We start from the raw sequence: 24073 nt of genomic DNA, 5'->3' as shown, positions 1-24073 counted from the left end.
ACGTTTTTCTTTTCCGAAACGTCGTGGATTTCGCACACCATCCGTCGAAGTGCGAAATCCACGACGTCTGGCCGGGACCGGCATTCGCCGGATACGTAGTGGGCCCCGTCCGACGAATCGGACGGGGCCCACACGGTTATGGACGTATCACGTCAGACGGCGTTCGCGATCAGTCGCAGGCGCCGACGGTGTGCACGTAGATGGAGTCGGTGCTGCCCGGCTTGTGGTCGCCCTGGGCGGAGCTCAGCACGACGATCTTGTCGCCATCGGACACCTTGCCGGCGGCGCGCAGGATCTTGTCGGTGAAGATCATGAGTTCCTTGCGGGACTTGTCGTGGTAGTCCTCCTCGACCAGGAAGGCCTCGGTGCCCCAGCTCAGAGCCAGCCAGTGGTAGGTGTGCTCCAGGTTGGTCAGACCGTAGATCGGGGTGGCCGGACGCTCGCGGGAGACGCGGTGCACGGTGGCGCCGGTCTGGGTGTAGGCGACGATGGCCTTGGCGTTGAGCTTGTCGGCCAGGTCGACGGCGGCGGAGGACACGGCGCCGGTGGACGACATGTCGAGGTTCTTGAGCTCCGGGATGCGGTCGAAGCCGTGCTCGGTGGCGTAGCCGGAGATGCGGCCCATCGTGTCGACGGTCACGGCCGGATACTTGCCGACGGCGGTCTCGTTGGAGGTCATGGTGGCGTCGGCGCCGTCAAGCACGGCGTTGGCGCAGTCGGAGGCCTCGGCGCGGGTCGGCACCGGGGAGTTGACCATGGAGCCGAGCACCTCGGTGGCGACGATCACGGGCTTGGCGTACTGGCGGGCCAGCTCGATGCAGCGCTTGGTGGCCAGCGGCACCTCTTCGAGCGGGCACTCGACGGCCATATCGCCACGGGCGACCATGATGCCGTCGAAGGCCTTGACGATCTCCTCGAGGTTCTCGAGGGCCTGCGGCTTCTCGATCTTGGCGACGATCGGGATGCGGCGGCCTTCCTCGTCCATGATCTCGTGGGCGCGGTCGATGTCGGTGGCGAAACGCACGAAGGACATGGCGATGATGTCGGCGCCGGTCTGGATGGCCCAGCGCAGGTCCTCCTCGTCCTTCTCGGTCAGCGCCGGCAGGGAGACGGCGACGCCAGGCAGGTTGATGCCCTTGTGGGAGGAGACGGGGCCGGCCACGATGACCTTGGTGTGCACGTTGTTGCCCTCGACCTTGGTGACCTCGAGGCGGACCTTGCCGTCGTCGATGAGGATCGGGTCGCCCGGATGGCAGTCGCCCGGCAGTCCCTTGAAGGTGGTGGAGGTGATGGTCTCATCGCCCTCGACGTCGTCGGTGGTGATGACGAACTCCTGGCCTTCGGTCAGCTGGATCTTGTCCTCGCCCTCGGCGTTCTTCTTGAACCATCCGCAGCGGATCTTCGGGCCCTGCAGGTCGACCAGGGCGGCCACGTTGCGGCCGGTGGACTTGGAGGCCTCACGGATGTTGTTGTAGACGCGGAGGTGGTCCTCGGGGGTGCCGTGGGAGCGGTTCAGACGAGCGACGTCCATACCGGCTTCGACGAGCTTGGTGAGGTTCTCGAGGGATTCGGTAGCGGGACCGATGGTATCTACAATCTTGGCTTTACGCATGCATGCCTGCCTATTCTTGAATTGGTTCCGGGGCGGGGCCGCCCCACTTGCCAAGTCCCCAGTCTACTCGTTGCGTTCCGGTGAGACAACGCTTTCGACCGGGTGTGTTGTGAGCGCTCACAATCGCATGGAACGGCGATATTGAGGCCGTCTCACGGGGTATGCGCTCAGGCCTTGGACGACGATTCGAGCGACTTCATCTTGACCACGCTGGCCAGGGCCGCGCCGCCGATGGCGACGACGATCACGCCCAGCGACAGCCACGTCGGCACCTCGGGCACCCAGTGGACGCCTTCGCCGCCGTTGATGAACGGCAGGGTGTTGCCGTGCAGCGCCTCCATAATGAGCTTGACGCCGATGAAGCCCAGCACGATCGACAGGCCGACGGGCAGATAGACGAGTTTGTCGAGCAGCGCGCCGAGCAGGAAGTACAGCTGCTGCAGACCCAGCAGGGCGAATACGTTCGAGGTGAACACGAGGAAGGGGTCCTTGGTCAGGCCGAAGATGGCGGGGATCGAATCGAAGGCGAACATCACGTCGGTGGTGCCGATGGTGAGGAACACGATCAGCATCGGGGTCCAGTAGCGCACGCCGTTCTTGGTGGTGCGCAGCTTCTCGCCGTCGTATTCGTCGGAGATCTTGATCACCTTGCGCAGCGTGCGGATCACGCCGTTCTCGTGGTATTCCTCATCCTCGTCCTTGCCGGTGACCAGGCTGATGGCCGTGTAGATGAGGAACGCGCCGAACAGGAAGAACACCCACGTGAACCGGGAGATCAGCGCGGCGCCGATCAGGATGAAGATGCCGCGGAACACCAGCGCGATGGCGATGCCGACGCTGAGCACGTACTTCTGCAGATGCTTGGGCACCGCGAAATTCGACATGATGATGACGAACACGAACAGGTTGTCGATGGACAGACTGTATTCGGTCAGCCATCCGGAATAGAACTCGATGGCAGGCTTGGAGCCGGCGAAGAACCAGATGCAGCCGCCGAAGATCAAAGCCATCGCCACGAAGAAGGCGATATGCTGCACGCATTCCTTGGTGGAGGGCACATGCGGCCTGCGTCCGATCACGAACAGATCGACGATGAAGAACAGCGCGAGCACCACGAAGGTGACGATTTCAAATGCAAGAGGGGTTTCAGCCATGAGACACCAGTGTAAGGAAAGCATGTGACGGACGGGAAACCGCGGCCATATGCCGTCGCATACAACCATCGTCGGTATCGGCCGCACCGCGGAATCCGCGCAGAAAATCGGCGCACGGCGAACCGCGGCTACTTCTGGGCTTCGGTGAGCTGGCGCAGCTCCTTCTTCAGATCGCGGATCTCGTCGCGTAGGCGCGCGGCGAGCTCGAACTGCAATTGTTCGGCGGCCGTGTGCATCTGCTCGCTGAGCTGGCGGATGAGGTTGGCGAGAGCCTGCGCGGGAAGCCCCGCCTTGAGGATCTCCTCGTGGCGTTTGCCGGCCTCGTCCTTGTCGAGCGTGGGCACGCCCAGATGCGTGTTGCCGGCCTTGCCCGCGTTGCGGTAGCCGCCCTCCAGCAGGGTCTGGGTGTCCACATCCTCTTTGGCGAGCATGTCGTTGACGTCGCTGATCTTCTTGATCAGCGGCTTGGGGTCGATGCCGTGCTCCGTATTGTAGGCGATCTGCTTGTCTCGGCGGCGGTTCGTCTCGTCGATGGCCTTGCGCATGGCGTCGGTCACATCGTCGGCGTACATGATCACCGTGCCGTCCACGTTGCGGGCCGCGCGGCCGATCGTCTGGATCAGGGAACGGTAGGAGCGCAGGAAGCCTTCCTTGTCCGCGTCGAGGATCGCCACCAGCGACACTTCGGGCAGGTCGAGGCCCTCGCGCAGCAGGTTGATGCCCACGATCACGTCGATCACGCCCTCGCGCAGCTCGCGCAGCAGCTCCACGCGCCGCAGGGTGTCCACGTCGGAGTGCAGGTATTCGACCTTGATGCCGCGTTCGAGCAGATAGTCGGTCAGATCCTCGGCCATCTTCTTGGTCAGCGTGGTCACCAGCGCGCGTTCGTTCCTCGCCACGCGCTCCTTGATCTCGGCTAGCAGGTCGTCGATCTGCCCCTCCACCGGACGCACGTCGATCTGCGGGTCAACCAGGCCGGTGGGGCGGATGATCTGCTCGACCACACCGTCGCTCAATCCCATCTCATAATCGCCCGGCGTGGCCGACAGGTACACGGTCTGGCCGACGCGCTCGAGGAATTCGGGCCATTTCAAAGGCCGGTTGTCCATCGCGGAGGGCAGACGGAAGCCGTGCTCGACCAGAGTCCGCTTTCGTGAGGCGTCACCCTCGTACATCGCGCCGATCTGCGGCACCGTCACATGCGATTCGTCGATGACGAGCAGAAAATCGTCGGGAAAGAAGTCGAGCAGCGTGTGCGGCGGCGTGCCCGGCTCACGCCCGTCGAAATGCCGCGAGTAGTTCTCCACGCCGGAGCACACGCCCACCTGGGTGAGCATCTCCAGATCGTAGGTGGTGCGCATGCTCAGACGCTGCGCCTCCAACTCCTTGCCCTGTTTCTTCAGCTCGGCCACACGCTCGTCGAGCTCCTCGCGGATGGTGCCGAGCGCGCGTTCCATGCGGGCGGGACCTGCCACGTAATGCGAGGCGGGGAAGATATGCACCTCGTCCACATGCGCGATCTCGTCGCCGGTGAGCGGATGCAGGGTGGAGATGCGGTCGATCTCGTCACCGAAGAATTCGATGCGCACGGCGAGCTCCTCGTAGACGGGGATGATCTCGACGGTGTCGCCGCGCACGCGGAAGGTGCCGCGGGTGAAGGCGATGTCGTTGCGCTTGTACTGCATGGCGACGAATTGCCGCAGCAGCTGGTCGCGGTCGATCTGCTGGCCCTCGCGCAGGAACAGCATACGTCCGGCGTATTCCTCGGGCGTGCCGAGGCCGTAGATGCAACTGACGGTGGCCACGACCACGCAGTCGCGCCGGGTGAGCAGATTCGCGGTGGCGGCGTGGCGCAGACGCTCCACGTCGTCGTTGATATTGGAGTCTTTTTCGATATAGGTGTCGGTCTGGGGAATATACGCTTCGGGCTGGTAGTAGTCGTAGTAGGACACGAAGTAGCTCACCGCGTTGTCGGGCATGAGCTCGCGGAATTCGGCGCACAGCTGCGCGGCCAACGTCTTGTTCGGTTCGATGATCAGGGTCGGGCGCTGGAGTTTCTCGATCAGCCATGCGGTGGTGGCGGTTTTTCCGGTGCCGGTGGCGCCCATCAGCACCACGTCGTTCTCGCCGTTCTCCAGACGTTCGGCGAGCTCCTCGATGGCGGCCGGCTGGTCGCCGGACGGCTTATAGGGCGATTTGACGACGAACGGCTTGTTCGTGCGCTCGATATTGAATCCCATAGGCGTGACCTCCTGTCTCATCCTACGGCACGGTGTGAGATAAGGGGATTTTCGCCGAGAAGCTCCAATACCCCTCCTCATCGCGGATACGCACCGTTCCGCCTTGTTCCTCGATGAGCTGACGCAAGTGGGGCAAGCCGAATCCCATGCCCAAAGCCGTTGGCTCCGAGGACGGGCATCGTTTCGCCGCCGGAGCATCGGCGACGGACACATGCGCGTAATCGCCGTTCGCGGACACCGCGACCACATACCCCCGTTCTGGATCCGCATGTTTCGAGATATTCGCGAAAATCTCCCGCAACAGCGTATGCAGCAATCGCATCGTCGCCTCATCCACACGATTCAGGTCAACAGGTGAATCCATCATGATGGTTTCACCGTGAAAACCCAGTGCGGACAATTCTTTTCGATGCCGGTCGAGTTCGTCGTTCACCCATGCGAGGGCATCGCATGAGGCCTGCTCCTTGGCAGGCTCCGTCTTAGGCCGATCCGAATCCAAACGAGAGACGTCATCGGCCGCGAGCACCGCAATGACCTCATGCGTCTGGTCCAATGCCCGTTGCGCGACCTCACGCATCAGCGATAAGTCGGAAATCCCCATATCCGTATGTCGCTCGGCCAGAAGCTTGTCGATGCACATGATCAGATAGGACAGGTCATTGGTCGTCGAATCATGCAGATGGGCCGCCAGATCCAATGATTCCAAGCGGCGGCGATCGTCCGCGGCCCGCTGCCGTTCGCGATGCAGCCATTTCAGCGCGACGCCGATCCCCACGCACGCGACGCTCGGCATGATGATCCAAGGCAACGAACGCACAAGATCCGACGACAAGGAACGTCCCGTCATCCCACCTTGCCATGCCAGCTGTGCGATACGGGACACCGTCACCGCCGCCGCCAGCGCCATCCCCCACCATGCACGGTGATAGGAAAGCGTGACCAACGGCAATACGACGAGCAGGCTAAGCCCCATGGAGAGATTCACCGGCATCGGAAAGACGACGCACCAGACAATTCCCAGAGCTACGCTTCCACCAATCGGCCTCACCGCGCAAACCAGCAGCACGACGACGAAAACAAGCGCTATAGGCAGCGTCCGCATACCTCCAACCGGATCGGCGAACGATTCCAAAGCCGCGTCAACAAACACCAGCGAGGAGCATGCGATCACCGCGGCCTTCCGCACCAAGCCGGATTCAGCCTCCATTGATGCTCCTCCCACACAAACACCTGCGATCACAGGAGATGGTACCGGTCGCAGTATTCAAGAAGTTCGCTTCGTCTCGTCACGCCGACCTTGCGCATGGCGCGTTTCACGTGGCTGTATACCGTCTCGACATTAACTCCCAGATGCCGGGCTATCTGGACGGTGGACGCATGATGCTCATAGAGACGCAAAACGGCCAGTTCCCGATCGGAGAACGACGCCTGACCGCCGGCATTCACATCGATACGCATCAACCGGCAGGCATCGGCAGCGGTACAAAATCCCCAATCCGCGGGGTATACCCCTCCAGCGGCCACCGCTTTGACCGCAGAGCCGATCGTTGAGGCGAAATCCCTTTTGGACACCATTGCCTGAGCTCCGCAACGCACGACGTCGTCGCGATACGTCTTCGCATCATATGAGGTGACGATGATGATTCCCATCGACGAGTCGCGACGCCGAAGACGTTCCGACAGTTGCAATCCATTCAACCCGTCCATCATAAGATCGCAGACAAGAACATCCGGCTTGTTCGAATCGAACAGGCACCTTTCCAACGCCAGACTCGGGTTATCCGTGTTCCACAACACCTTGGATCCAGGCACCTGCCTGCCTATGAGCAACGTCATCATATCCGCAGAACAGCGATCATTATCCACCACCGCGATCCCGACCGAACCCATGGTCTGATTCCTCGCCATGCGACTCCCCCCCCCATTCCCACGACCTGTCGACGGCTGTCACACTACCATGACGTTTTCCGTCACACCAAGTTCCCGATCGAAAAGCCCCGCCCCTATCGTGGTGTCCACCATCGGTACCGCGGCGCGCAACGCGCCGATAAACAGGGAGGCATCATCCGATGCATTGGACTTACAAAATCGCGAGCATATTGGCTCTGGCGCTTATTGTCGTCACCGGCGGACTCTACGCGCAGAATTGCGAGGAGACCTATCCGTCAGGGCCTCAGCAGGACATCATCATCTCGAACACTCACAACGGAACGTTGTCGCAGTTGCTGAACATCGCCGCCTCCCATCACACCATGATCGCCCGTTACACATTCGAACCCAACGGGCATGGCGGCAACGAACGTGTGATCTCCGTATTCGGTTCAACGGATGATGGTGCGGATTTCGCCGCCGACCAGCCATATCCCGATTACGGTTTCTCCATCCGCACACGCGTGCGGCAGGGGGACGACATGACCGCCCCTCTTGGCCGCTGGCTGGTATACGGCGGCAAGAGCGATGCCGAGGCCATGGTCAATGACGTGCGCGCCGCGGGCTTCGAGCTCGCCATATGCGATGGCGTCGATTTTCCTGTGCTGGTCAGCCGTTTCTTCTCCAATTCACTCGCGTCCATCGTCTTCGTGGGTTTCATTGTCGTCTTCGTTTCGGCGGCGTTATCGGCTTCCGTCTCCTCACGGATGTGCGCGATCCAGTCGCTTCATGGTATGAATCAGCCGAATATCGTCATACGCCAGTCGCTCAGACATGCGGCGTTTTTCTTCGGATGCGCGCTCACCGGCTGGTTCGCTTGGGCCGTTCTCGGCTTGATATTCTGGCCTTCCGCCTCTCCCCTCGGTTTTGCCGGTCGGATGCTATTGTCCATTATGGCGATATCCGCCGGTATTTGCCTGATACTGACCTCACTGGCCATCGCCATGGTACGTATCATGGTTCCTCACGCCCTTGCCTTGCTGAAAGGTCGCCGCCCCATGAGGTTCCTTATGGCCGTCAGCTGCATCGGAGCCGTCACGCTGCTCTGTCTCGTCAACGCCAGTGCCGGGACGTCCCTCTCCAAATTGGAGCAGGCTCGGGCTTCAGCCAAATCCTTGAAGCAGGCGCAATCCTCATCACGCGGCCTCCAATTGCAATTGTGGTACGTCAGCGATCAGACACGAACGACCTACATGCCCAATTGGAATGGTTTCATCAAACAATCCACCGACGCGGAACGCATACGGTTCTCCTCATTGGATGAGACATGCACATGGGTGGATGCCTCAGGAGAGTCCGCGTGCATCATCATGGATTCCCAGACGGCCGTCCAACAACATCTCATGACGTCGGCATCATCAGGCGGCTCAATCACCGTTCTTTTGCCCAGCGACGGCCAATGGGACACCGGCACGCTGACCGACAATGTGCTCGCCACGTACGCATTTCAGCAGAGCCAGGCGATGCGCGAGGGCTTGGCCCTGCCATCGCTGGACGCGCGAGACGTTGTGGTCGATGTCTGCTCGCGAGACGGAGTTCCGACGCCCTTCAACGCGGATGCCGATTATCCGCACGCACCGGTCATTATTATGAATGCCTCGCTGCTGAGCGGAGATGCGACCTCGGCCATGGTCTCCACCGGCGCGATGATATTCGACAATGCCACACGCCAGCAGATCATCACCGATCTTGACGACAGCGGAGCACGGCCTTTGGTGGCTTCGGTGGTGAACCGAAGCGACGAAATTCAAACGCGCCTGGCCAGAAACCTTCAGGAAATCGCGTTTTTCGCCACAACCGCCGTCATATCCTTCACCTGCGCGATCGGGAGCGGAATCATGGTGGCTTTGACCTTATGCACGCTTCGACGGCAATCCATGTTCGTGGAATACATACACGGGGCGTCACTGCGTCTGCGATTCGGACCGGCGATGACGTTGGCTGTGGCGCTGTTTGCGCCGGCATGTCTGATATCGCCGTTTGTCGGTACCAACAGCGCGCTTTCGTTATCCATCGCCGTGATGTTCGACCTCGCCTTGTTGGCCACGACCGTCGCCTACGATTCACGGCTTCGCGCGGACAGCATCAAGCATCCGTAAACCAACACAGAATCCGTCCCGTTCCAATTCACAAAGGAGCATCCAATGACCTCATCAACAACTCTTGACGCCACGGCAACCGATCACAACGTCGCCCCATCGTTGGACACCCATGACCTTGGCAAAAGCATGGGCGGACGAACGCTATGGTCGAATCTGAACCTCCGGTTCCTGCCGGGAGAGCTGACCGCCCTCACCGGCGAAAGCGGCTGCGGCAAAACCACATTGCTCAATATTCTGGGATTGCTGGAGCCTCCAAGCTCCGGAACGATCACCTATGGAGGCCGATCCCTCACCGGCGACTCTCCAAGAACGGCGCGTCTCATGCACCGCCACACCATGGGGTTCATGTTTCAGAACTACGCCTTGGTGGAACAATGGACCGTCAACAGGAATCTGACGCTGGCGCTGCGCAGTATGGGCATTGCGATGGGAAGCCGATCCCAGCGTATCCGCAGGGCCCTGCGCAAAGTGCATATGGAGGGGTATGGCGACCGGCTCGTCTACACGCTCAGCGGAGGAGAACAGCAACGGATAGCCATCGCACGGCTGCTCATCCGATCCCCGCGCATTATTCTCGCCGATGAGCCGACCTCATCGCTTGACGCGGACAACCGCGCCATGGTCATGCATCATCTGCGCGCGTTCGCCGATGACGGCGCGATCGTGATATACACGACCCATAATCAGGAGGACGCGCATATCGCCGATCGCATTATCGAGCTGTAGTCTGCACGCGCCATCGCGCGTACAGACCGTCAACCTGTTCGAGCATCCGTTCCAGCGGCTGGGTGGAGTCGATCACCACGTCGGCGATGGCCTCGCGCTCCTCCCGGCTCGACTGGTGGCGGATGCGAGCCTCGGCCTGTTCGCGGGTCATGCCGCGCTCCCCCATCATGCGGGCGATCCGCAACTCCTCGGGCGCCTCCACCGTGACGACATGGTCGAAATCGAACGGCATGGTGCCGATCACCTCGGCCAGCAACGGCACGTCATGCACGATCACCAGCCGGCCCACGCCGCCTTTGGACTCATGTGCGGCGATGGCCTCGCGTTCCAATCGCTGCGATTCGGCGTAGATCAGCGGATGCTCGATCGCGTCCAACCGCTCCCGCGCGCCCGGCTCGGCATGCGCGCCGAACACATGGTCGGCCATCCACGCGCGATCCAACGTGCCGTCCGGGGCGATGGATTCAGGTCCGAATTCGCGCGCGATGCGGGCCAGTCCCACACTGCCCGGCTCCACCACCTTGCGCGCCAGCGCGTCATCATCGATGACGAACGCCCCCAACTGGCGCAGCCGTGCGGCCACCGTGCTTTTGCCGGCGGCGATGCCGCCCGTCAATCCGACCCGTACCGTCATAGCTTCCCAACATACAAGAAACCCGACCCTTACGGGCCGGGTTTCTTCAGCGATTCACGCCATCAGACGCGTTGAACGCGCCTTGGGCTCACTTGTTCTCGCCGAGGAGCTGATCGCGCAGGGCGGCCAGCTGGTCGGAGTCGGCAAGCGTGCCGGTGGAAGAAGTCTCGGAGGAGTAGTTGGACACTTCCTCGACCTTCTCTTCCTTCGGGCCCTGGCCGTCGGCGGCTGCGGATTCGGCAGCGTTCTCCAGCTCCTTGGCCACGAACTCCTTGTGCTCCTCCCACAGATCGTGGGCGGCGGCGTACTGGGCTTCCCACTCCTCGCGCTGCTTCTCGTAACCGGCGATCCACTCGTTGGTCTCCGGGTCGAAGCCTTCGGGGTACTTGTAGTTGCCCTGCTCGTCGTACTCGGCCGGCATGCCGTACAGAGCCGGATCGAAGTCCTCGGAAGCCGGGTCGACGGAGTCGTTGGCCTGCTTGAGGGACAGGGAGATGCGGCGACGATCGAGATCGACGTCGATCACCTTGACGAACACGGCCTCGCCCGGCTTGACCACAGTCTCCGGGTTCTCAACGTGACGGTTGGCGAGCTCGGAGATGTGCACCAGGCCCTCGATGCCGTCCTCGACGGAGATGAACACGCCGAACTGCACGATCTTGGTGACCTTGCCCTTGACGATCTGGCCGGGAACGTGGGTGCGGGCGAAGCGCTGCCACGGATCCTCCTGGGTCGCCTTGAGGGACAGGGAGATGCGCTCGCGATCGAGATCGACGTCCAGCACCTCGACGGTGACCTTGTCGCCGACCTTGACGACCTCGGACGGGTGGTCGATGTGCTTCCAGGACAGCTCGGAGACGTGGATGAGACCGTCGACGCCGCCGAGGTCCACGAACGCACCGAAGTTGACGATGGAGGACACGACGCCTTCGCGGATCTGGCCCTTCTTGAGCTGCGAGAGGAAGGTCTCGCGCACTTCGGACTGGGTCTCCTCGAGGTACTGGCGACGGGACAGAACCACGTTGTTGCGGTTCTTGTCGAGCTCGAGGATCTTGGCCTTGATCTTCTGGCCGATGTACGGGGAGAGGTCGCGGACGCGACGCATCTCGACCAAGGACGCCGGCAGGAAGCCACGCAGACCGATGTCCACGATGAGGCCGCCCTTGACGGCTTCGATGACGGTGCCTTCGACGATGCCGTCGGCTTCCTTGATCTTCTCGATGTCGCCCCAGGCGCGCTCGTACTGGGCGCGCTTCTTCGACAGGATCAGACGGCCTTCCTTGTCTTCCTTGGTGACGACAAGGGCCTCGATGGTGTCGCCGACCTCGACGACCTCGTCAGGATCGACGTCCTTCTTGATGGAAAGCTCACGGGAGGGGATCACACCCTCGGTCTTGTAGCCGATGTCCAGGAGGACCTCGTCGTGATCGATCTTGACGACCGTGCCCTCAACCAGATCACCATCATCGAAGTTCTTGATGGTGGAATCGACTGCCTTGATGAAGTCCTCTTCGGTGCCGATATCGTTGATCGCGACCTTGGTGACTTCAGTGTTGTTCTCTGCCATGTAAATATATGGTTTCTAATAGTTGGATGGATACTAATCGATGTTCAGTTATCATGAGCGCGCCCTAGCGGACACGCAAATACCAACGATACAGCCATCACTGCCCAAAAACCCTCAAAAATTTCGGGCGTGTCGCATAGTGTTCGACACCGGTTCCAGCGTTGGTCGCAGGGGTCGGGGTTTTCTCTCTGGACACGCTCCGGGCCGCTCAGGCCAAGTCTTTACGGTCTCATAGAGAAAACCCCGACCCCTGCTCCGCTTCCAGCGGAACGCAGGTAGAGACGCAAGGAAGTGGGAGGGGCGGGTATCCTCTTCTCGACCGTAAAGACTTGGCCTGAGCGGCCCGGAGCGTGTCGAGAAGAGGATACCCGCCCCTCCCACGACCACGCACCGTCTTACTGACGTTCCGCCATTTCTACGACGTTCGCCAGCAGCATCGCACGCGTCATGGGCCCGACGCCGCCGGGATTGGGCGAATAGGCCGCCGCCCTGGCATAGCAGGCCTTATCGATGTCGCCCTTGATGCGGTAGCGTCCGGCTTCCTCGTCGAAGACGCGCGAGACGCCCACATCCATCAGGATCGCGCCCTCCTTGATGTCTTCGGGTTTGACGAAGCCCGCGTTGCCCATGGCGGCCACGATCACGTCGGCGCGGCGCATGTGCTCACGCACGTCTCGGGTGCCGGTATGGCACAGGGTGACGGTGGCGTTGACGGCGTTGCGGGTGAGCATCAGTCCGATGGTGCGGCCGATGGTGATACCGCGGCCGAGCACGCACACCTCCTTGCCGTCGAGGTCGATGTCGTAGGCGGCGAGCAGTTCGATGACGCCGCGCGGCGTGCAGGGCAGCGGAGTGGCGATGCCGCCCCGCACATGCAGCACGAGTTCGCCGAGATTGTACGGATGCATGCCGTCGGCGTCCTTGGCCGGGTCGATGAGGTCGATGATCGCGTTCTCGTCGATGCCTTTGGGCAACGGCAGCTGCACGATGAAGCCGGTGCAGGCGGGATCCTCGTTGAGTTCGCGCACGGCGGCGGCGATGTCGTCGAAGCTAGCGTCGGCGGGCAGTTCGCGTTTGATCGAGCGGATGCCCACTTCGGCGCAGTCGGCGTGCTTGCCGGCCACGTATTTGACCGAGCCGGGATCCTCGCCCACCAGCAGCGTGCCCAGTCCCGGTTCGATGCCGCGGGCTTTCAGCCGTTCGACGCGCGCGGCCAGATCGCCTTTGATGGTCGCGGACACCGCCTTGCCGTCAAGTGTGATGGACATGCTCATTCCTTTCGATGCGGACGCTTCCTTCCGCTCGATAGGCTATCGTTAAGTGGAGTCAACGATGTTTCCCCATGGACAAGAAGGCATCATGATGACGAAAGCGTTCAGGAACGGATTCACCCGCGTGATGGCCGTGGTCGCGGCCACCGCCATGCTGGCGGGCGGCGCGGCGTGCGGCACGACGGCCGCCGATCCGTCGTCGGGCGACCGCAACGCCTCCGCGGTGCCCACGCCCAACGCTCCGATCCAGGTGGTGGCGTCCGTCAACCAGTGGGGCGCGCTGGCCGCGCAGATCGGCGGCGACGACGTGCAGGTCACTTCGATCCTCTCGTCGACCGCGGTGGACGCGCATGATTTCGAGCCGCAGACCGCCGATATGGCGGCGCTGTCCACGGCGGACGTGGTGGTGGCCAACGGCGCCGGCTATGACTCGTGGGCCGCGAAGAACCTCGGCAAGAGCACGACGCTGGTTTCGGCGGCGCAGATGGTGGGGGCCATGGAGGGGGACAATCCCCATCTGTGGTTCTCGAGGGACGCGCGCATCGCCATGGCCGAGGAGCTGGCCAATGAGTTCTCCAAGCAGCGCCCCGAACAGAAGGATGAGTTCGCGGCCCGGCTCAAGGAGTTCAAGGCCCAGGAGCAGGAGCTCTCCGATTGGATGTCGGATTGGATGTCCAGCTATACGGGCGGATCGGCGAAACCCACGTATGCCGCCACCGAAGCGGTGGCCTACTATCTCATGTCGGATCTGGGATTCGAGGATCTGACGCCCGAGGGATACGCGCAGGCCACGGCGGCCGAGGGCGAGGTGGCCGCGGCCGATCTGCAGGATTTTCAGGAGCTGATCGAAAGCCGCGGCATCGATCTGCTGATCAACAACACGCAGTCGGCCTCGGATGCGACGAATATGCTCACCGGTACGGCGGGCCGTTCCGAGGTGCCGGTGGTCGACATCAGCGAGCAGATGCCCGAGGACGCCGAAACGCTGACCGATTGGATCTTCTCGCTGGTCAAGCAGATCGCCTCGGCGGTGGATCCCGAGTATGAGGGGCTGCTGGAATGCGTCGCCGACGCTGATGGCACCGACGGCACCGACACGCAGGACGGCGACGGCACCGAGTCCGACGGCTCCGGCGATTCGTCATCCGTTTGCGGCACGGACGGCTCGTCCGGCGACGATGCCGACGCCGGTGATTCCAGTGACGATTCGTCGACCGAGGGACAGACCGACCCGGGCAAGTGATCCCCCGGACGGGAATCCTTGGAAAACCGTCCGTGTGACGCTCCTTGCGCCATGCCCGTCGAAGAGACGTACAGGCAACACTGCTATTGAGAACGATTGTCAACATCATTTGCGATAATCGCCCCATGACCCACACCTCCAGCGATTGCATCGTGTTCCACGACGCCGCCATACGACGCGGCGGCACCACGATCTGGCAACACGGCACCTTCTCGATTCCCTCCGGCTCCGTCACGGCCATCGTCGGCACGAACGGCGCGGGCAAAACCACGATGATGCGCGCCGAGCTCGGCCTGTTGCCGCTCGCGGCCGGATCCCTCACCGTGCTGGGAAAACCGGCCGGCGAGATGAACCATCGCATCGGCTACGTGCCGCAAAGCTACACCTCCGACGTCGATTCGAACCTCACCGCGATCCAATCCGTGCTGCTGGGACTCACCGGCACCCGTTTCGGCATCCATCCGGTGACCAAAGCCCAACGCGCCAAAGCCATGGAGGCCTTGGATTTCGTCGGCCTGTCCGACAAGGCGCGGCTGCGGCTCTCCCAACTCTCGGGAGGATTGCGCCAGCGCGTCGCCATCGCCCAGGCCCTGGTATGCGACCCGGAGCTGCTGATGCTCGACGAGCCGCTCGCCAATCTCGATCTGGCCTCGCAGCAGGCGACCGTGCAGGTGCTCACCAAGCTCAACCGCGAGCTCGGCATGACGATCCAAGTGGTGGCGCATGACCTCAATATGCTGCTGCCGATCCTCACCGGCGCGGTCTACCTGCTCGACGGGCATCCCCACTACGCCGCGATGAACGAGGTGCTCGACTCCGACCTGCTCACGCATCTCTACGGCACGCAGGTGCAGGTGGTCACCACCCCGCAGGGCGATATGTTCGTCACCCCCTCGCCGGAGGGCGGCGCGACCGTCTCCGCCGACATGCATGAGGCGCACGAACTGGTCGGACTGCACGACCACACGCACGCCGACGCGGACGGATCACCCGACTCTTCGACGATCGAAAACCTCACGGATTCCACGGCAGGAGGGAAGCAGGCATGAGCGCCATCGATTTCTCATTCGACCCCGACTGGATGGACACGCTGAGCGCCCCGTTCATGACCAACGCGTTCCTGGCCGGCTTGGCCATCGCCGTTGCGGCCGGAGTGATGGGATATTTCACCATCGCCCGCCGCTCCACCTTCGCGGCGCACGCGCTGGCGCATATCGGTCTTCCCGGCGCCACCGGCGCGGTGCTGCTGGGACTGCCGGTATCGCTGGGTCTTGGCGCGTTCGCGCTAGGAGGCGCGCTGGTGATCGGCGCGCTTGGCCGACGCGTCTCCGAACGTGAGATCGCCACGGGCACCGTGCTCGCCTTCGCCACCGGCTTGGGCCTGTTCTTCGCGAGGCTGTCGAGCTCGGCGTCCTCGCAGATGCAGTCGATTCTGTTCGGATCGATTCTGACCATCACCACCGGGCAGATCATCGGATTCGCCATCTTCGACGTGGTGCTGGTGCTGGTGCTGGCGGTGATCTACCGGCCGCTGCTGTTCAGTTCGCTGGACGAGCAGGTGGCGCAGGCCAAAGGCGTGCCGATCGGTCTGATGAACGTGGCGTTCATGGCGATCATGGCCGGCGTGATCACCATCGCCGTGCCGGCCGTGGGCACGCTGCTGATTTTCGCGCTGGTGATCACGCCGGCGGCCAGCGCGAATATGGTCGCGTCCTCGCCGCTGGGCGCCATGATCGGAGCCAGCGTGATCTGTCTGGCCTCCATCTGGGGAGGTCTGGTGCTTTCCGCGATGTTCCCAGCTCCCCCGAGCTTCATCATCGTGACATTGTCCACGCTGATTTGGGCGGTCATCAAAGCCGTGCGCTCATTCACCAACAGGTAACTGCGTTAGCGGTAGTGGATTTATGGCTTTGCGAACATCGATCTACGCTAGTGGTAGTGCCCTACAGACCTTGCTTCATCTAACAGGCCCGGTATTCCGCGCCTCATATACGCCGTTGGCGCATAAGGCCACTACCGCTAACGCGGATTGACCTCTGCAAAGCCATAAATCCACTACCGCTAACGCGGATTGTCTTCGTCCGGCGACGTCACCAAGGCGTTGGCGATGGCGGCGATGCCCTCGCCCGAACCGGTGAAACCCATATGGTCGGTGGTGGTGGCGGTGAGGGACACCGCGCATCCGATGGCGTCGGAAAGCGCGGCTTCGGCCTCGGCCCGCCGCGCCCCCACTTTCGGACGGTTGCCGACGACCACCACGGAGGCGCTGACCGGCGTATATCCCGACTCACGCAGATGGGCGACGGTTTCTCGCAACATGGGAACGCCATGCATGCCGACGCCCCGCGAGGATGACCCCACGCCGAACAAGGAGCCGATATCCCCCAGGCCGGCCGCGGAGAGCAGCGCGTCGATCAGCGCGTGGGCGGCGACGTCGCCGTCGGAGTCCCCTTCGATGCCTTCGCCGTCCCAGAGCAGACCGGCCAGCCACAGCTCCCGGCCGGAACCCGGCTCGGCGAAACGGTGGGCGTCGAATCCTTGGCCTATGCGCATATGAGATCCTTCGACTCGGCTCCGCCTCGCTCAGGATGACGGAGAGGATGGGTCCGCGTCACTTAAGGATGACGGAGAGGATGGGCTCTCCGCCAGGAGCGATGAGATGATATGGAAAACCGCACGAGGCGTGGCCTGCGTGCGGTCGGAACGTCACTTCTTCCGGGATTTCTTTTCGGCCTCGACGCGGGCCAGCGTATCGGCGGCGGCCTCCTCGGGCTCCTTGGTGTGGTGCTTGTCGTCGCCGGGTTCGGCCGGCGCGTAGCCGAGGTTCACATCGAGCAGGCGCTGCGCCTGCGGCTCGTCGAGTTTCTCCGAGAGCGCGATCTCGGAGGTGAGGATCGAACGGGCCTTGGTCAGCATGCGCTTCTCTCCGGCGGACAGACCGTGCTCGTCGACATCGCGCTGGGCGAGGTCGCGCACCACTTCGGCGATCTTGTTGACGTCGCCGGTGGCGATCTTCTCGACGTTCAGCTTGTAGCGACGCGACCAGTTCATCTCCTTCTCGATGATCGGGGTGCGCAGGATCTCGAACACCTTGGCCACCTCGGAGGCGGAGACGATGTCGCGCACGCCAACCTTCTTGGCGTTGTCGACGGGAACGTTGATGACCAGACCGTCGGACGAGAGGACCGACAGCTGCAGATACTCGCGGGTCACGCCCTTAACCGTCCGCTCGGTGATGTCCTCGACCCTTGCCGCGCCGTGACGCGGATAGACGACCATATCGCCGACCTTGTAACCCATGAATCCTCCGGTTCGCAGAACACACAAAACTCGAACAATTCTGCCAGACGGTATGGACCTCTCCTTTATATCCGGGAAAAACCGAAAAACACGAGGGTTGCGACGCGCCAATGTCGCGTGTTCCGCCCACGCCCACGTAGACTTTGGGGCATGGCAAAAAACACGAAGATCAATGAAGATACCGTTGCAGTGCCAGTCAACCAGAGCAATCTGGATGCGGTCAGCAACGCCGAGTACTACAACCCCCACGCGATTCTCGGCGGCCACCTCGCCGAGGGCAGGCATGCGAACCAGACCACGGTGCGCGTGCTGCGTCCTCTGGCGAAAACCGTCACCATCGTGACCCAGGACGGGGAATACGAGGCCAGCCATGAATACAACGGCGTGTTCATGGCCGTCGTGCCCTCCGTCTCCAACGAATACGGATTCGGCGTGCCCGACTACCGTGTTCGCGTCTCCTACGAGGACGGCACCACCCTCACCCAGGACGATCCGTACCGCTACCTGCCCACGCTTGGCGAGATGGACACCTACCTGTTCGGCGAGGGCCGCCACGAGCGTCTCTGGGAGGCGTTGGGCGCGCGCGTCATCCGCTACGACGATCCGATGGGCGGCGCGGACGGCACGCCCGGCGAGCCCGTCGTCGGCACGTCGTTCAGCGTGTGGGCGCCGAACGCCCACGCCGTGCGTGTGATCGGCAACTTCAACTCGTGGGACGGCCGCCGCCACGCCATGCGCGCGCTCGGCTCCTCCGGCGTGTGGGAGATCTTCATTCCCGGCGTCGGCGCTGGCGAGGTCTACAAATACGAGATCCTCAACGCCAACTACGAGTGGATCCAGAAGGCCGACCCGATGGAGCGCAGCCACGAGATCCCGCCGGCGACCGGCTCCGTCGTGGCCGAGTCGACGCACGAATGGGGAGACGACGCGTGGATGGAGCGCCGCCGCACCACCGACCCGCACAACGGCCCCGTCTCGATCTACGAGATGCACGCCAACAGCTGGCGCACCGACGTGTCCAACTACCGCGAGCTGGCCGACAAGCTGGTGCCGTACATCGAGAAGATGGGCTTCACCCATGTGGAGTTCATGCCGCTGGCCGAACACCCGTTCTCCGGTTCGTGGGGCTATCAGGTGACCGGCTACTACGCGGTCGACTCGCGCTTGGGCTCCCCGACGACTTCAAGTACCTCGTCGACAAGCTGCACGAGGCGGGAATCGGCGTGATCATGGACTGGGTGCCCGCGCACTTCCCGAAGGACGCCTTCGCGCTGGGCCGTTTCGACGGCACCCCGCTGTACGAGGATCCGGACCCGACCCGCGGCGAGCATCCCGACTGGGGCACCTACATCTTCAACTTCGGCCGCCGCGAGGTGCGCAACTTCCTGGTGGCCAACGCCTGCTTCTGGCTGGGCGAATACCATGTGGACGCGCTGCGCGTGGACGCGGTGAGCTCCATGCTCTACCTCGACTACAGCCGCGAGGACGGCCAGTGGCATCCGAACATCTACGGCGGGCGCGAGAACCTCGAGGCGATCGACTTCCTCAAGGAGGCGAACGCCACGGCCTACAAGAACAACCCCGGCGTGATGATGATCGCCGAGGAGTCCACCGCCTATCCGGGCATCACCGCGCCGACGAACGCGGGAGGCATCGGATTCGGCCTCAAGTGGAATATGGGCTGGATGCACGACACCCTCGCCTATCTGCACGAGGAGCCGATCAACCGCAAGTGGCACCACAACGAAATCACCTTCTCGATGGTGTACGCCTACTCCGAGCACTACGTGCTGCCGATCAGCCACGACGAGGTCGTGTACGGCAAGGGCGCGCTGTTCGGCAAGATGCCGGGCAACGACTGGCAGCGCTACGCCGGCGTGCGCGCGCTGTTCTCCTACCAGTGGGCGCATCCGGGCAAGAAGCTCACCTTCATGGGCAACGAGTTCGCCCAGTACGGCGAGTGGAACCACAACACGTCCATCGACTGGGATTGCCTCAACTGGCGCGAGCATCAGGGAATCCAGGAGATGGTCGCCGACCTCAACGCCTTCTATAAGGACACACCGGCGCTGTGGAGCCAGGATTTCACCTCGGACGGATTCCAGTGGCTCACCAGCGACGACGCCGACCACAACACGCTGAGCTTCCTGCGTCTGGGCAGTCAGGGCGAGGAGGTCGTCGTGGTCACCAACTTCTCCGGCGAGGCATGGCAGAACTATCAGGTCCCACTGCCCCACGGCGGACGTTGGACGGAGGCCTTCACCACGGACGACCTGAAATACGGCGGCTCCGACATCCATAACGGCACATTCGAGGCCACCGCCGGCGAGTACCACGCGCGACCCGCTTCGGCACGTCTCACGATTCCGGCGTTGGGAACGGTATTCTTGAAGCCAGTAGACTGAAAGGCGACATGAATATGCTCAACACGACAGCGCATCAGAACATGACCCCACGCACGGTGCTGGTGGTCGAGGACGAGCCCACGCTCGCCACGGCCATCGCGCAGCGCATCACCGCCGAGGGCTGGACGGCCCGCGTCGCCGGCGATGGCGCCAGCGCCGTGCAGGCGGCGTCCCAGCTCCGCCCCGATCTGGTGATCATGGACATCATGCTGCCGGTGATGGACGGATTGGAGGCCACGAAGCGCATCGTCGCGGATCGGCCCGTTCCCGTGCTCATCCTCACCGCGCGTGACGATGAGGCGGATAAGGTGATCGGCTTGGGCGCGGGAGCGGACGACTACATGACCAAGCCGTTCTCCATGCGCGAGCTGATCGCCCGGTGCAAGGCGCTGTTGCGTCGTGTCGAGCGCGCGAAGGTGATCGCCAAGAACTCCGAAAACGAGAAGCTGCTCGATTTCGGTTCTCTGGTGATCGATCCCGCGCAGCGCATCGTGACGGTGGACGGGGAGCAGGTGCATCTGACCCCCACCGAGTTCGACCTGCTGGCCACGCTCGCCCGCAAGCCGAAGTCGGTGCTCACCCGCGAAAAGCTGCTGGAGGAGGTCTGGGATTGGGTCGACGCCTCCGGAACCCGCACGGTCGATTCGCATGTGAAGGCGTTGCGCCATAAGCTCGGCGCCGACACGATCCGCACCGTGCACGGTGTGGGCTACGCCTTCGAGCCGCCGGTGGCCGACTGAAGTCCATGACCAAGCAGCCACATATGCGCGTTCCCCGAGCGGGCGCACGGATGAAGCCCGTGCGCCCGCTCGGGCTGTTCTCCTCGCTCAAGCTCGAGCTCGCCACCATCATCGTCACCGCCACGGCCATCGCCTTCGCGATGTGCTGGTTCCTGCTGAAATTCGGCTGGAGCGGATGGATCGCCATGCCGTTGACGCTGGTGGTCGCATTGTCGTTCACCTACTACTTCTCGCGCGGCCTCACCGCTCCCCTGCGCCAGATGCGCGACGCCGCCGAGGCCATGGCCGAAGGCGACTATTCCGTGCGCGTCGACCTCGATTCGACACGGCACGACGAGGTCGGCCAGTTGGCCCGCTCCTTCAACGAGATGGCCGAGGAGCTGGAGCACGCCGACCAGATGCGCCGCGATATGGTGGCCAATGTGAGCCACGAGCTGCGCACCCCCGTCTCGGCCCTGCAGGCGATGGTCGAGAATATGGCCGACGGCGTGGTGGAACCGACGCCGGCCAATATGGAAAGCATCCTCAACCAGACCCGCCGCCTGTCCGACCTCATCGCCTTCCTGCTTGATCTGAGCCGTATGGAGGCGGGCGCGGCCAGTCTGAACATCGAGCGCTTCGATGTGGGCGAGTTCCTCGACGAGACGGTGGAGCCGTTGGAGATCGCCGACGCGGGGCACGCCCACGACATCCGCATGCGCGTGGACGGCGACATCATGATGGAGGGCGATCAGGACCGTCTGCGCCAGCTGTTCACCAATATCATCGCCAACGCGCTCAAGCACTCCGCGGACGGCACCACGGTGCTCGTCGAAGCCCGCGAGGACGAGACGCACGGCACCGTGGTGGTGAACGTCATCAACTTCGGTTCGCAGATCCCCGTCTCCGACCGTTCGGATATCTTCCGCCGCTTCGTCAAAGGCAAAACCGGTCCCGGCACCGAATCGGGAGGCACCGGACTGGGCCTGTCCATCGCCCGGTGGGCCGCCCAGTTGCACGGAGGCACCGTCAAAGTGGTCGATGACGCGCGCGGCGCCGATTTCGAGATCACACTGCCGAAATACCACATCAGCGAGTAGCGGCGGACGGCGTCTGCGCCAACGCCAGCAGGGTCGCCACACACGCGCCGGCGTCGCCCGCCACGGCCGCGCATTGGCGCATGGTGGCGCCGGTGGTGATGATGTCGTCCACCAGCACCACCACGCGGCCGCGCATCCCATAGGAGTCGTCGCACACGATATGGCCGCCGATGCGCCGTCCCCGATCGGCGGCGTTGCCCTGCTCCACGCTCCGGCCTCCCGTGGCGGTGCTGAGCAGCGCCGCCACCGCCACCGCGTCAACGCCCTGCGCTCGCATACGGGCGGCCACGGCTTTGGCCAACGGCATGGTATGGTGCCGCCCACGCCGACGCATCGAACGGGACGAGGACGGCAGCGGCACCACCCACACCGGCAGGTCCGACGCCGGCAGTCCACGGCACCATGCGATCAGACCGCCGCGCTGCGCCAGATCGGCCAGCAGCTCGCCGAACACACCGTCGAGTTCCTCGTCGCCGTGGTCCTTCCATCCGAGGATCGCGTGGCGGGTCTCGCCGCGATACGGCGCGCAGGCCATGGCCCCACCCATCGCGCAACCCGTCAGGACCCGCGGCTCGCATCCCTGGAATACTGCGCGGCAGTCGTCGCAGAGCACCTGGTCGGGGCGGTCGCATCCGGCGCATCCGCGCGGCAGCATCAGATCGCGCGCCGCGGCGGCCGAACGCCGCACCGCCTCCCCCAGGCCCGTCATCAGCCACCGAGCCGGCTGATCAGCTCGTCGCACAACAGCAGCGTATCCTCCGGATCGCTCACGCGCAGCGCCATCGCTCCGGCCAGCGCCGTCGGATAGTCGTTGCCGCCCGGATCCATACGGTCGCCGATGAACGCGATCTGCCCGGGTTCGATGCCGAGTCTGTCGGCCAGCGAGGCGATCGCATAGGATTTGTCCGTGCCGGGCTCGCTCACATCCACGCTGGTCATGCCGCCGGTGCGCACCAGCATATGGGGCAGGTCCGCCTGCACGGCCCGCGCCAGACGACGTTTGCGCGTGTCGTCGGGATCCCATTCGCGTTTGGCTTCCACGGGCGCCCACTGGCCCAACGCGGAAAACGTGATCTGGCTGCCGCGGTCCTCGATGCGCTCTCCCCATACCCGGCTCTCCCACGCGCCCTGCTCGCGGGCCCGACGCTCCAGACTGGCGATGATGGCGGCGCGGTCGGCCTCGCCCAGGTCATGGTCGTACACCAGCGTCCATTCCTCGCCGTTCCAACGGTAGTAGCGCGTGCCGCTGGTGGGCATCACATGCAGGTCCGCGCGTTCGGCGGTCGCGTCCAACGCGTCGAGCACCTGATGGCGGACCACGCCGTAGCTGCCGCCGGAGATCAGCGCGATGGGGGTCAGATGGGTGAGCGCCGCGAAACGCCGCGCCATCGCCGGCGACATCGGCTGCTTGGATGTGGCGAGCGTGTTGTCCAGATCGAATCCGAACACCTTCGCACGAGCGCAGACGGCATCCAGATCGCAGTCTCTCCACGATGAGACAACCACCGCCATAGGTCTCTCCTCCTGAGTCGTCATGCAACGGCCAATGACAGTATCGTAACGCAATGCCGCCGCCTTGTCCTATGGTGGAAGGCATGTTTGAGCCGCCTTGGAACGCACGTGTGTATCGCAACCGCCATGGACGGGGCACCCGCACCCCGATGTTCGGCACCCGTCTGCCGCGCTACCGCACCAGATCGGGTATGTTCGACGATATGGTGGCGGCGCAGATACGCCGTTTGAACGGCGCATGGCCGCAGCTGGTGCGTCCCGTGCAGTTCGCCGTGGAGGATGTGCCGCCGTCCGATCCCGCGCCTTGGGAGATCGAGCCGCGCCCCACCTCGCAGTGTTTCGCAGCCTCGCACGGCATCCCCGCGCGCATCGTGCTCTACCGTCTGCCTTTGCAGACGCACGCGCTTTCCCGTATGGAACTGCAGTGGGCGATCCGCGACGAGCTGGTGGGCCGCCTGGCCCAGCTGTACGGACGCCGCCCCGAGGAGATCGATCCCGACTGGGGGATGTGAGCCGCGACGGCACGGCGCCGCCGTTCGACGAACGCGCCGGCGGATGA

20 protein-coding genes and 1 pseudogene are annotated in these 24073 nt (G+C 63.4%); 9 read left to right on the top strand and 12 right to left on the bottom strand.

Annotated features, from left to right (window positions below; all coding sequences use genetic code 11):
- Nucleotides 1-169 precede the first annotated feature (169 nt).
- From pyk to BL8807_RS08455, 5 genes are all read right to left on the bottom strand, one after another.
- Nucleotides 170-1612: a pyruvate kinase gene (gene pyk, locus BL8807_RS08475; protein WP_072724047.1), complete on the bottom strand. Its 1443-nt coding sequence runs from the start codon at nt 1610-1612 to the stop codon at nt 170-172.
- A gap of 167 nt (nt 1613-1779) precedes the next feature.
- Entirely contained in the window at nt 1780-2766 is a 987-nt protein-coding gene (locus BL8807_RS08470; protein ID WP_072724045.1) for a TerC family protein, read from the bottom strand.
- A gap of 128 nt (nt 2767-2894) precedes the next feature.
- The gene (uvrB, locus tag BL8807_RS08465; protein WP_072724043.1) at nt 2895-5006 is read right to left on the bottom strand and encodes an excinuclease ABC subunit UvrB; all 2112 of its coding nucleotides are present in this window, start codon (nt 5004-5006) and stop codon (nt 2895-2897) included.
- 22 nt (nt 5007-5028) lie between these two features.
- Entirely contained in the window at nt 5029-6246 is a 1218-nt protein-coding gene (locus BL8807_RS08460) for a sensor histidine kinase (RefSeq protein ID WP_158217115.1), read from the bottom strand.
- A complete protein-coding gene (locus tag BL8807_RS08455) occupies nt 6243-6914 on the bottom strand; it encodes a response regulator transcription factor (RefSeq protein ID WP_226847313.1) in 672 nt (223 codons plus the stop codon). Before BL8807_RS08455 ends, BL8807_RS08460 begins: the two co-directional genes overlap by 4 nt.
- Before the next feature lie 161 nt (nt 6915-7075).
- Here BL8807_RS08455 and BL8807_RS08450 point away from each other — a divergent pair, with 161 nt between their 5' ends.
- Nucleotides 7076-9034, top strand: a complete 1959-nt coding sequence (locus BL8807_RS08450; protein WP_072724037.1) for a hypothetical protein — start codon at nt 7076-7078, stop codon at nt 9032-9034.
- 45 nt (nt 9035-9079) lie between these two features.
- Nucleotides 9080-9763, top strand: coding sequence for an ATP-binding cassette domain-containing protein (locus BL8807_RS08445; protein WP_072724035.1), 684 nt, complete (start codon nt 9080-9082; stop codon nt 9761-9763).
- Here the strand turns inward: BL8807_RS08445 and coaE are convergent.
- The 3 genes from coaE to BL8807_RS08430 all read right to left on the bottom strand — a co-directional run bounded on the left by coaE (nt 9750) and on the right by BL8807_RS08430 (nt 13232).
- On the bottom strand, nt 9750-10397 hold the full coding sequence (gene coaE / locus BL8807_RS08440) for a dephospho-CoA kinase (protein ID WP_072724033.1): 648 nt from the start codon (nt 10395-10397) through the stop codon (nt 9750-9752). The two genes, BL8807_RS08445 and coaE, sit on opposite strands and share 14 nt — an antisense overlap.
- Before the next feature lie 88 nt (nt 10398-10485).
- The gene (rpsA, locus tag BL8807_RS08435) at nt 10486-11964 is read right to left on the bottom strand and encodes a 30S ribosomal protein S1 (RefSeq protein ID WP_072724031.1); all 1479 of its coding nucleotides are present in this window, start codon (nt 11962-11964) and stop codon (nt 10486-10488) included.
- 395 nt (nt 11965-12359) lie between these two features.
- Nucleotides 12360-13232 carry a bifunctional methylenetetrahydrofolate dehydrogenase/methenyltetrahydrofolate cyclohydrolase gene (locus BL8807_RS08430; protein WP_072724029.1) on the bottom strand — a complete coding sequence of 291 codons (873 nt, stop codon included), beginning with the start codon at nt 13230-13232 and terminating at the stop codon, nt 12360-12362.
- Nucleotides 13233-13326: 94 nt separating this feature from the next.
- Here BL8807_RS08430 and BL8807_RS08425 point away from each other — a divergent pair, with 94 nt between their 5' ends.
- From BL8807_RS08425 to BL8807_RS08415, 3 genes are all read left to right on the top strand, one after another.
- Nucleotides 13327-14478, top strand: coding sequence for a metal ABC transporter solute-binding protein, Zn/Mn family (locus BL8807_RS08425; protein ID WP_370737537.1), 1152 nt, complete (start codon nt 13327-13329; stop codon nt 14476-14478).
- 125 nt (nt 14479-14603) lie between these two features.
- Nucleotides 14604-15527: an ABC transporter ATP-binding protein gene (locus BL8807_RS08420; protein WP_083570117.1), complete on the top strand. Its 924-nt coding sequence runs from the start codon at nt 14604-14606 to the stop codon at nt 15525-15527.
- Nucleotides 15524-16360 carry a metal ABC transporter permease gene (locus tag BL8807_RS08415; protein ID WP_072724027.1) on the top strand — a complete coding sequence of 279 codons (837 nt, stop codon included), beginning with the start codon at nt 15524-15526 and terminating at the stop codon, nt 16358-16360. The genes BL8807_RS08420 and BL8807_RS08415 overlap by 4 nt, the downstream gene beginning before the upstream one ends.
- A gap of 179 nt (nt 16361-16539) precedes the next feature.
- Here the strand turns inward: BL8807_RS08415 and ispF are convergent, their stop codons facing one another.
- Together ispF and BL8807_RS08405 are read right to left on the bottom strand one after the other, a co-directional pair.
- The gene (gene ispF, locus BL8807_RS08410) at nt 16540-17031 is read right to left on the bottom strand and encodes a 2-C-methyl-D-erythritol 2,4-cyclodiphosphate synthase (protein WP_072724026.1); all 492 of its coding nucleotides are present in this window, start codon (nt 17029-17031) and stop codon (nt 16540-16542) included.
- 153 nt (nt 17032-17184) lie between these two features.
- Complete coding sequence (locus BL8807_RS08405; protein WP_072724025.1) at nt 17185-17778, bottom strand: CarD family transcriptional regulator; 594 nt, start codon at nt 17776-17778, stop codon at nt 17185-17187.
- Nucleotides 17779-17928: 150 nt separating this feature from the next.
- Here BL8807_RS08405 and glgB point away from each other — a divergent pair.
- From glgB to BL8807_RS08390, 3 genes and pseudogenes are all read left to right on the top strand, one after another.
- A pseudogene (glgB, locus tag BL8807_RS08400) lies at nt 17929-20183 on the top strand (1,4-alpha-glucan branching protein GlgB).
- A 14-nt stretch (nt 20184-20197) separates the two neighbouring features.
- Entirely contained in the window at nt 20198-20923 is a 726-nt protein-coding gene (locus tag BL8807_RS08395) for a response regulator transcription factor (protein WP_072724021.1), read from the top strand.
- A gap of 23 nt (nt 20924-20946) precedes the next feature.
- A complete protein-coding gene (locus BL8807_RS08390) occupies nt 20947-22002 on the top strand; it encodes a sensor histidine kinase (RefSeq protein ID WP_072724019.1) in 1056 nt (351 codons plus the stop codon).
- On the opposite strand, the gene BL8807_RS08385 is transcribed toward BL8807_RS08390, so the two are convergent.
- Both BL8807_RS08385 and BL8807_RS08380 read right to left on the bottom strand, forming a co-directional pair.
- Nucleotides 21992-22744 carry a ComF family protein gene (locus tag BL8807_RS08385; RefSeq protein WP_158217114.1) on the bottom strand — a complete coding sequence of 251 codons (753 nt, stop codon included), beginning with the start codon at nt 22742-22744 and terminating at the stop codon, nt 21992-21994. The genes BL8807_RS08390 and BL8807_RS08385 overlap by 11 nt on opposite strands.
- A complete protein-coding gene (locus BL8807_RS08380; protein WP_094725300.1) occupies nt 22711-23508 on the bottom strand; it encodes an HAD-IIB family hydrolase in 798 nt (265 codons plus the stop codon). The genes BL8807_RS08385 and BL8807_RS08380 overlap by 34 nt, the downstream gene beginning before the upstream one ends.
- A gap of 89 nt (nt 23509-23597) precedes the next feature.
- Here BL8807_RS08380 and BL8807_RS08375 point away from each other — a divergent pair, with 89 nt between their 5' ends.
- On the top strand, nt 23598-24026 hold the full coding sequence (locus BL8807_RS08375; protein ID WP_072724146.1) for a metallopeptidase family protein: 429 nt from the start codon (nt 23598-23600) through the stop codon (nt 24024-24026).
- Nucleotides 24027-24073 lie beyond the last annotated feature (47 nt).

It is taken from the genome of Bifidobacterium lemurum (genome assembly GCF_014898175.1).
In the GTDB taxonomy this organism is placed as follows: Bacteria; Actinomycetota; Actinomycetes; order Actinomycetales; family Bifidobacteriaceae; genus Bifidobacterium; species Bifidobacterium lemurum.
Note: the sequence above shows the minus strand (reverse complement) of the source record. Positions and strands in the feature narration are given on the sequence as shown.

Bases quoted from the DNA above. Each gene is read 5' to 3' on its own strand.
- pyk (WP_072724047.1), bottom strand. From the start codon at position 1,612: ATGCGTAAAGCCAAGATTGTAGATACCATCGGTCCCGCTACCGAATCC.
- rpsA (WP_072724031.1), bottom strand. From the start codon at position 11,964: ATGGCAGAGAACAACACTGAAGTCACCAAGGTCGCGATCAACGATATC.
- BL8807_RS08430 (WP_072724029.1), bottom strand. From the start codon at position 13,232: ATGTCCATCACACTTGACGGCAAGGCGGTGTCCGCGACCATCAAAGGC.
- BL8807_RS08450 (WP_072724037.1), top strand. From the start codon at position 7,076: ATGCATTGGACTTACAAAATCGCGAGCATATTGGCTCTGGCGCTTATT.
- BL8807_RS08390 (WP_072724019.1), top strand. From the start codon at position 20,947: ATGCGCGTTCCCCGAGCGGGCGCACGGATGAAGCCCGTGCGCCCGCTC.
- BL8807_RS08405 (WP_072724025.1), bottom strand. From the start codon at position 17,778: ATGGGTTACAAGGTCGGCGATATGGTCGTCTATCCGCGTCACGGCGCG.
- coaE (WP_072724033.1), bottom strand. From the start codon at position 10,397: ATGACGGTACGGGTCGGATTGACGGGCGGCATCGCCGCCGGCAAAAGC.
- BL8807_RS08395 (WP_072724021.1), top strand. From the start codon at position 20,198: ATGCTCAACACGACAGCGCATCAGAACATGACCCCACGCACGGTGCTG.
- BL8807_RS08375 (WP_072724146.1), top strand. From the start codon at position 23,598: ATGTTTGAGCCGCCTTGGAACGCACGTGTGTATCGCAACCGCCATGGA.
- BL8807_RS08455 (WP_226847313.1), bottom strand. From the start codon at position 6,914: ATGGCGAGGAATCAGACCATGGGTTCGGTCGGGATCGCGGTGGTGGAT.
- BL8807_RS08445 (WP_072724035.1), top strand. From the start codon at position 9,080: ATGACCTCATCAACAACTCTTGACGCCACGGCAACCGATCACAACGTC.
- uvrB (WP_072724043.1), bottom strand. From the start codon at position 5,006: ATGGGATTCAATATCGAGCGCACGAACAAGCCGTTCGTCGTCAAATCG.
- BL8807_RS08470 (WP_072724045.1), bottom strand. From the start codon at position 2,766: ATGGCTGAAACCCCTCTTGCATTTGAAATCGTCACCTTCGTGGTGCTC.
- BL8807_RS08425 (WP_370737537.1), top strand. From the start codon at position 13,327: ATGACGAAAGCGTTCAGGAACGGATTCACCCGCGTGATGGCCGTGGTC.
- BL8807_RS08415 (WP_072724027.1), top strand. From the start codon at position 15,524: ATGAGCGCCATCGATTTCTCATTCGACCCCGACTGGATGGACACGCTG.
- ispF (WP_072724026.1), bottom strand. From the start codon at position 17,031: ATGCGCATAGGCCAAGGATTCGACGCCCACCGTTTCGCCGAGCCGGGT.
- BL8807_RS08420 (WP_083570117.1), top strand. From the start codon at position 14,604: ATGACCCACACCTCCAGCGATTGCATCGTGTTCCACGACGCCGCCATA.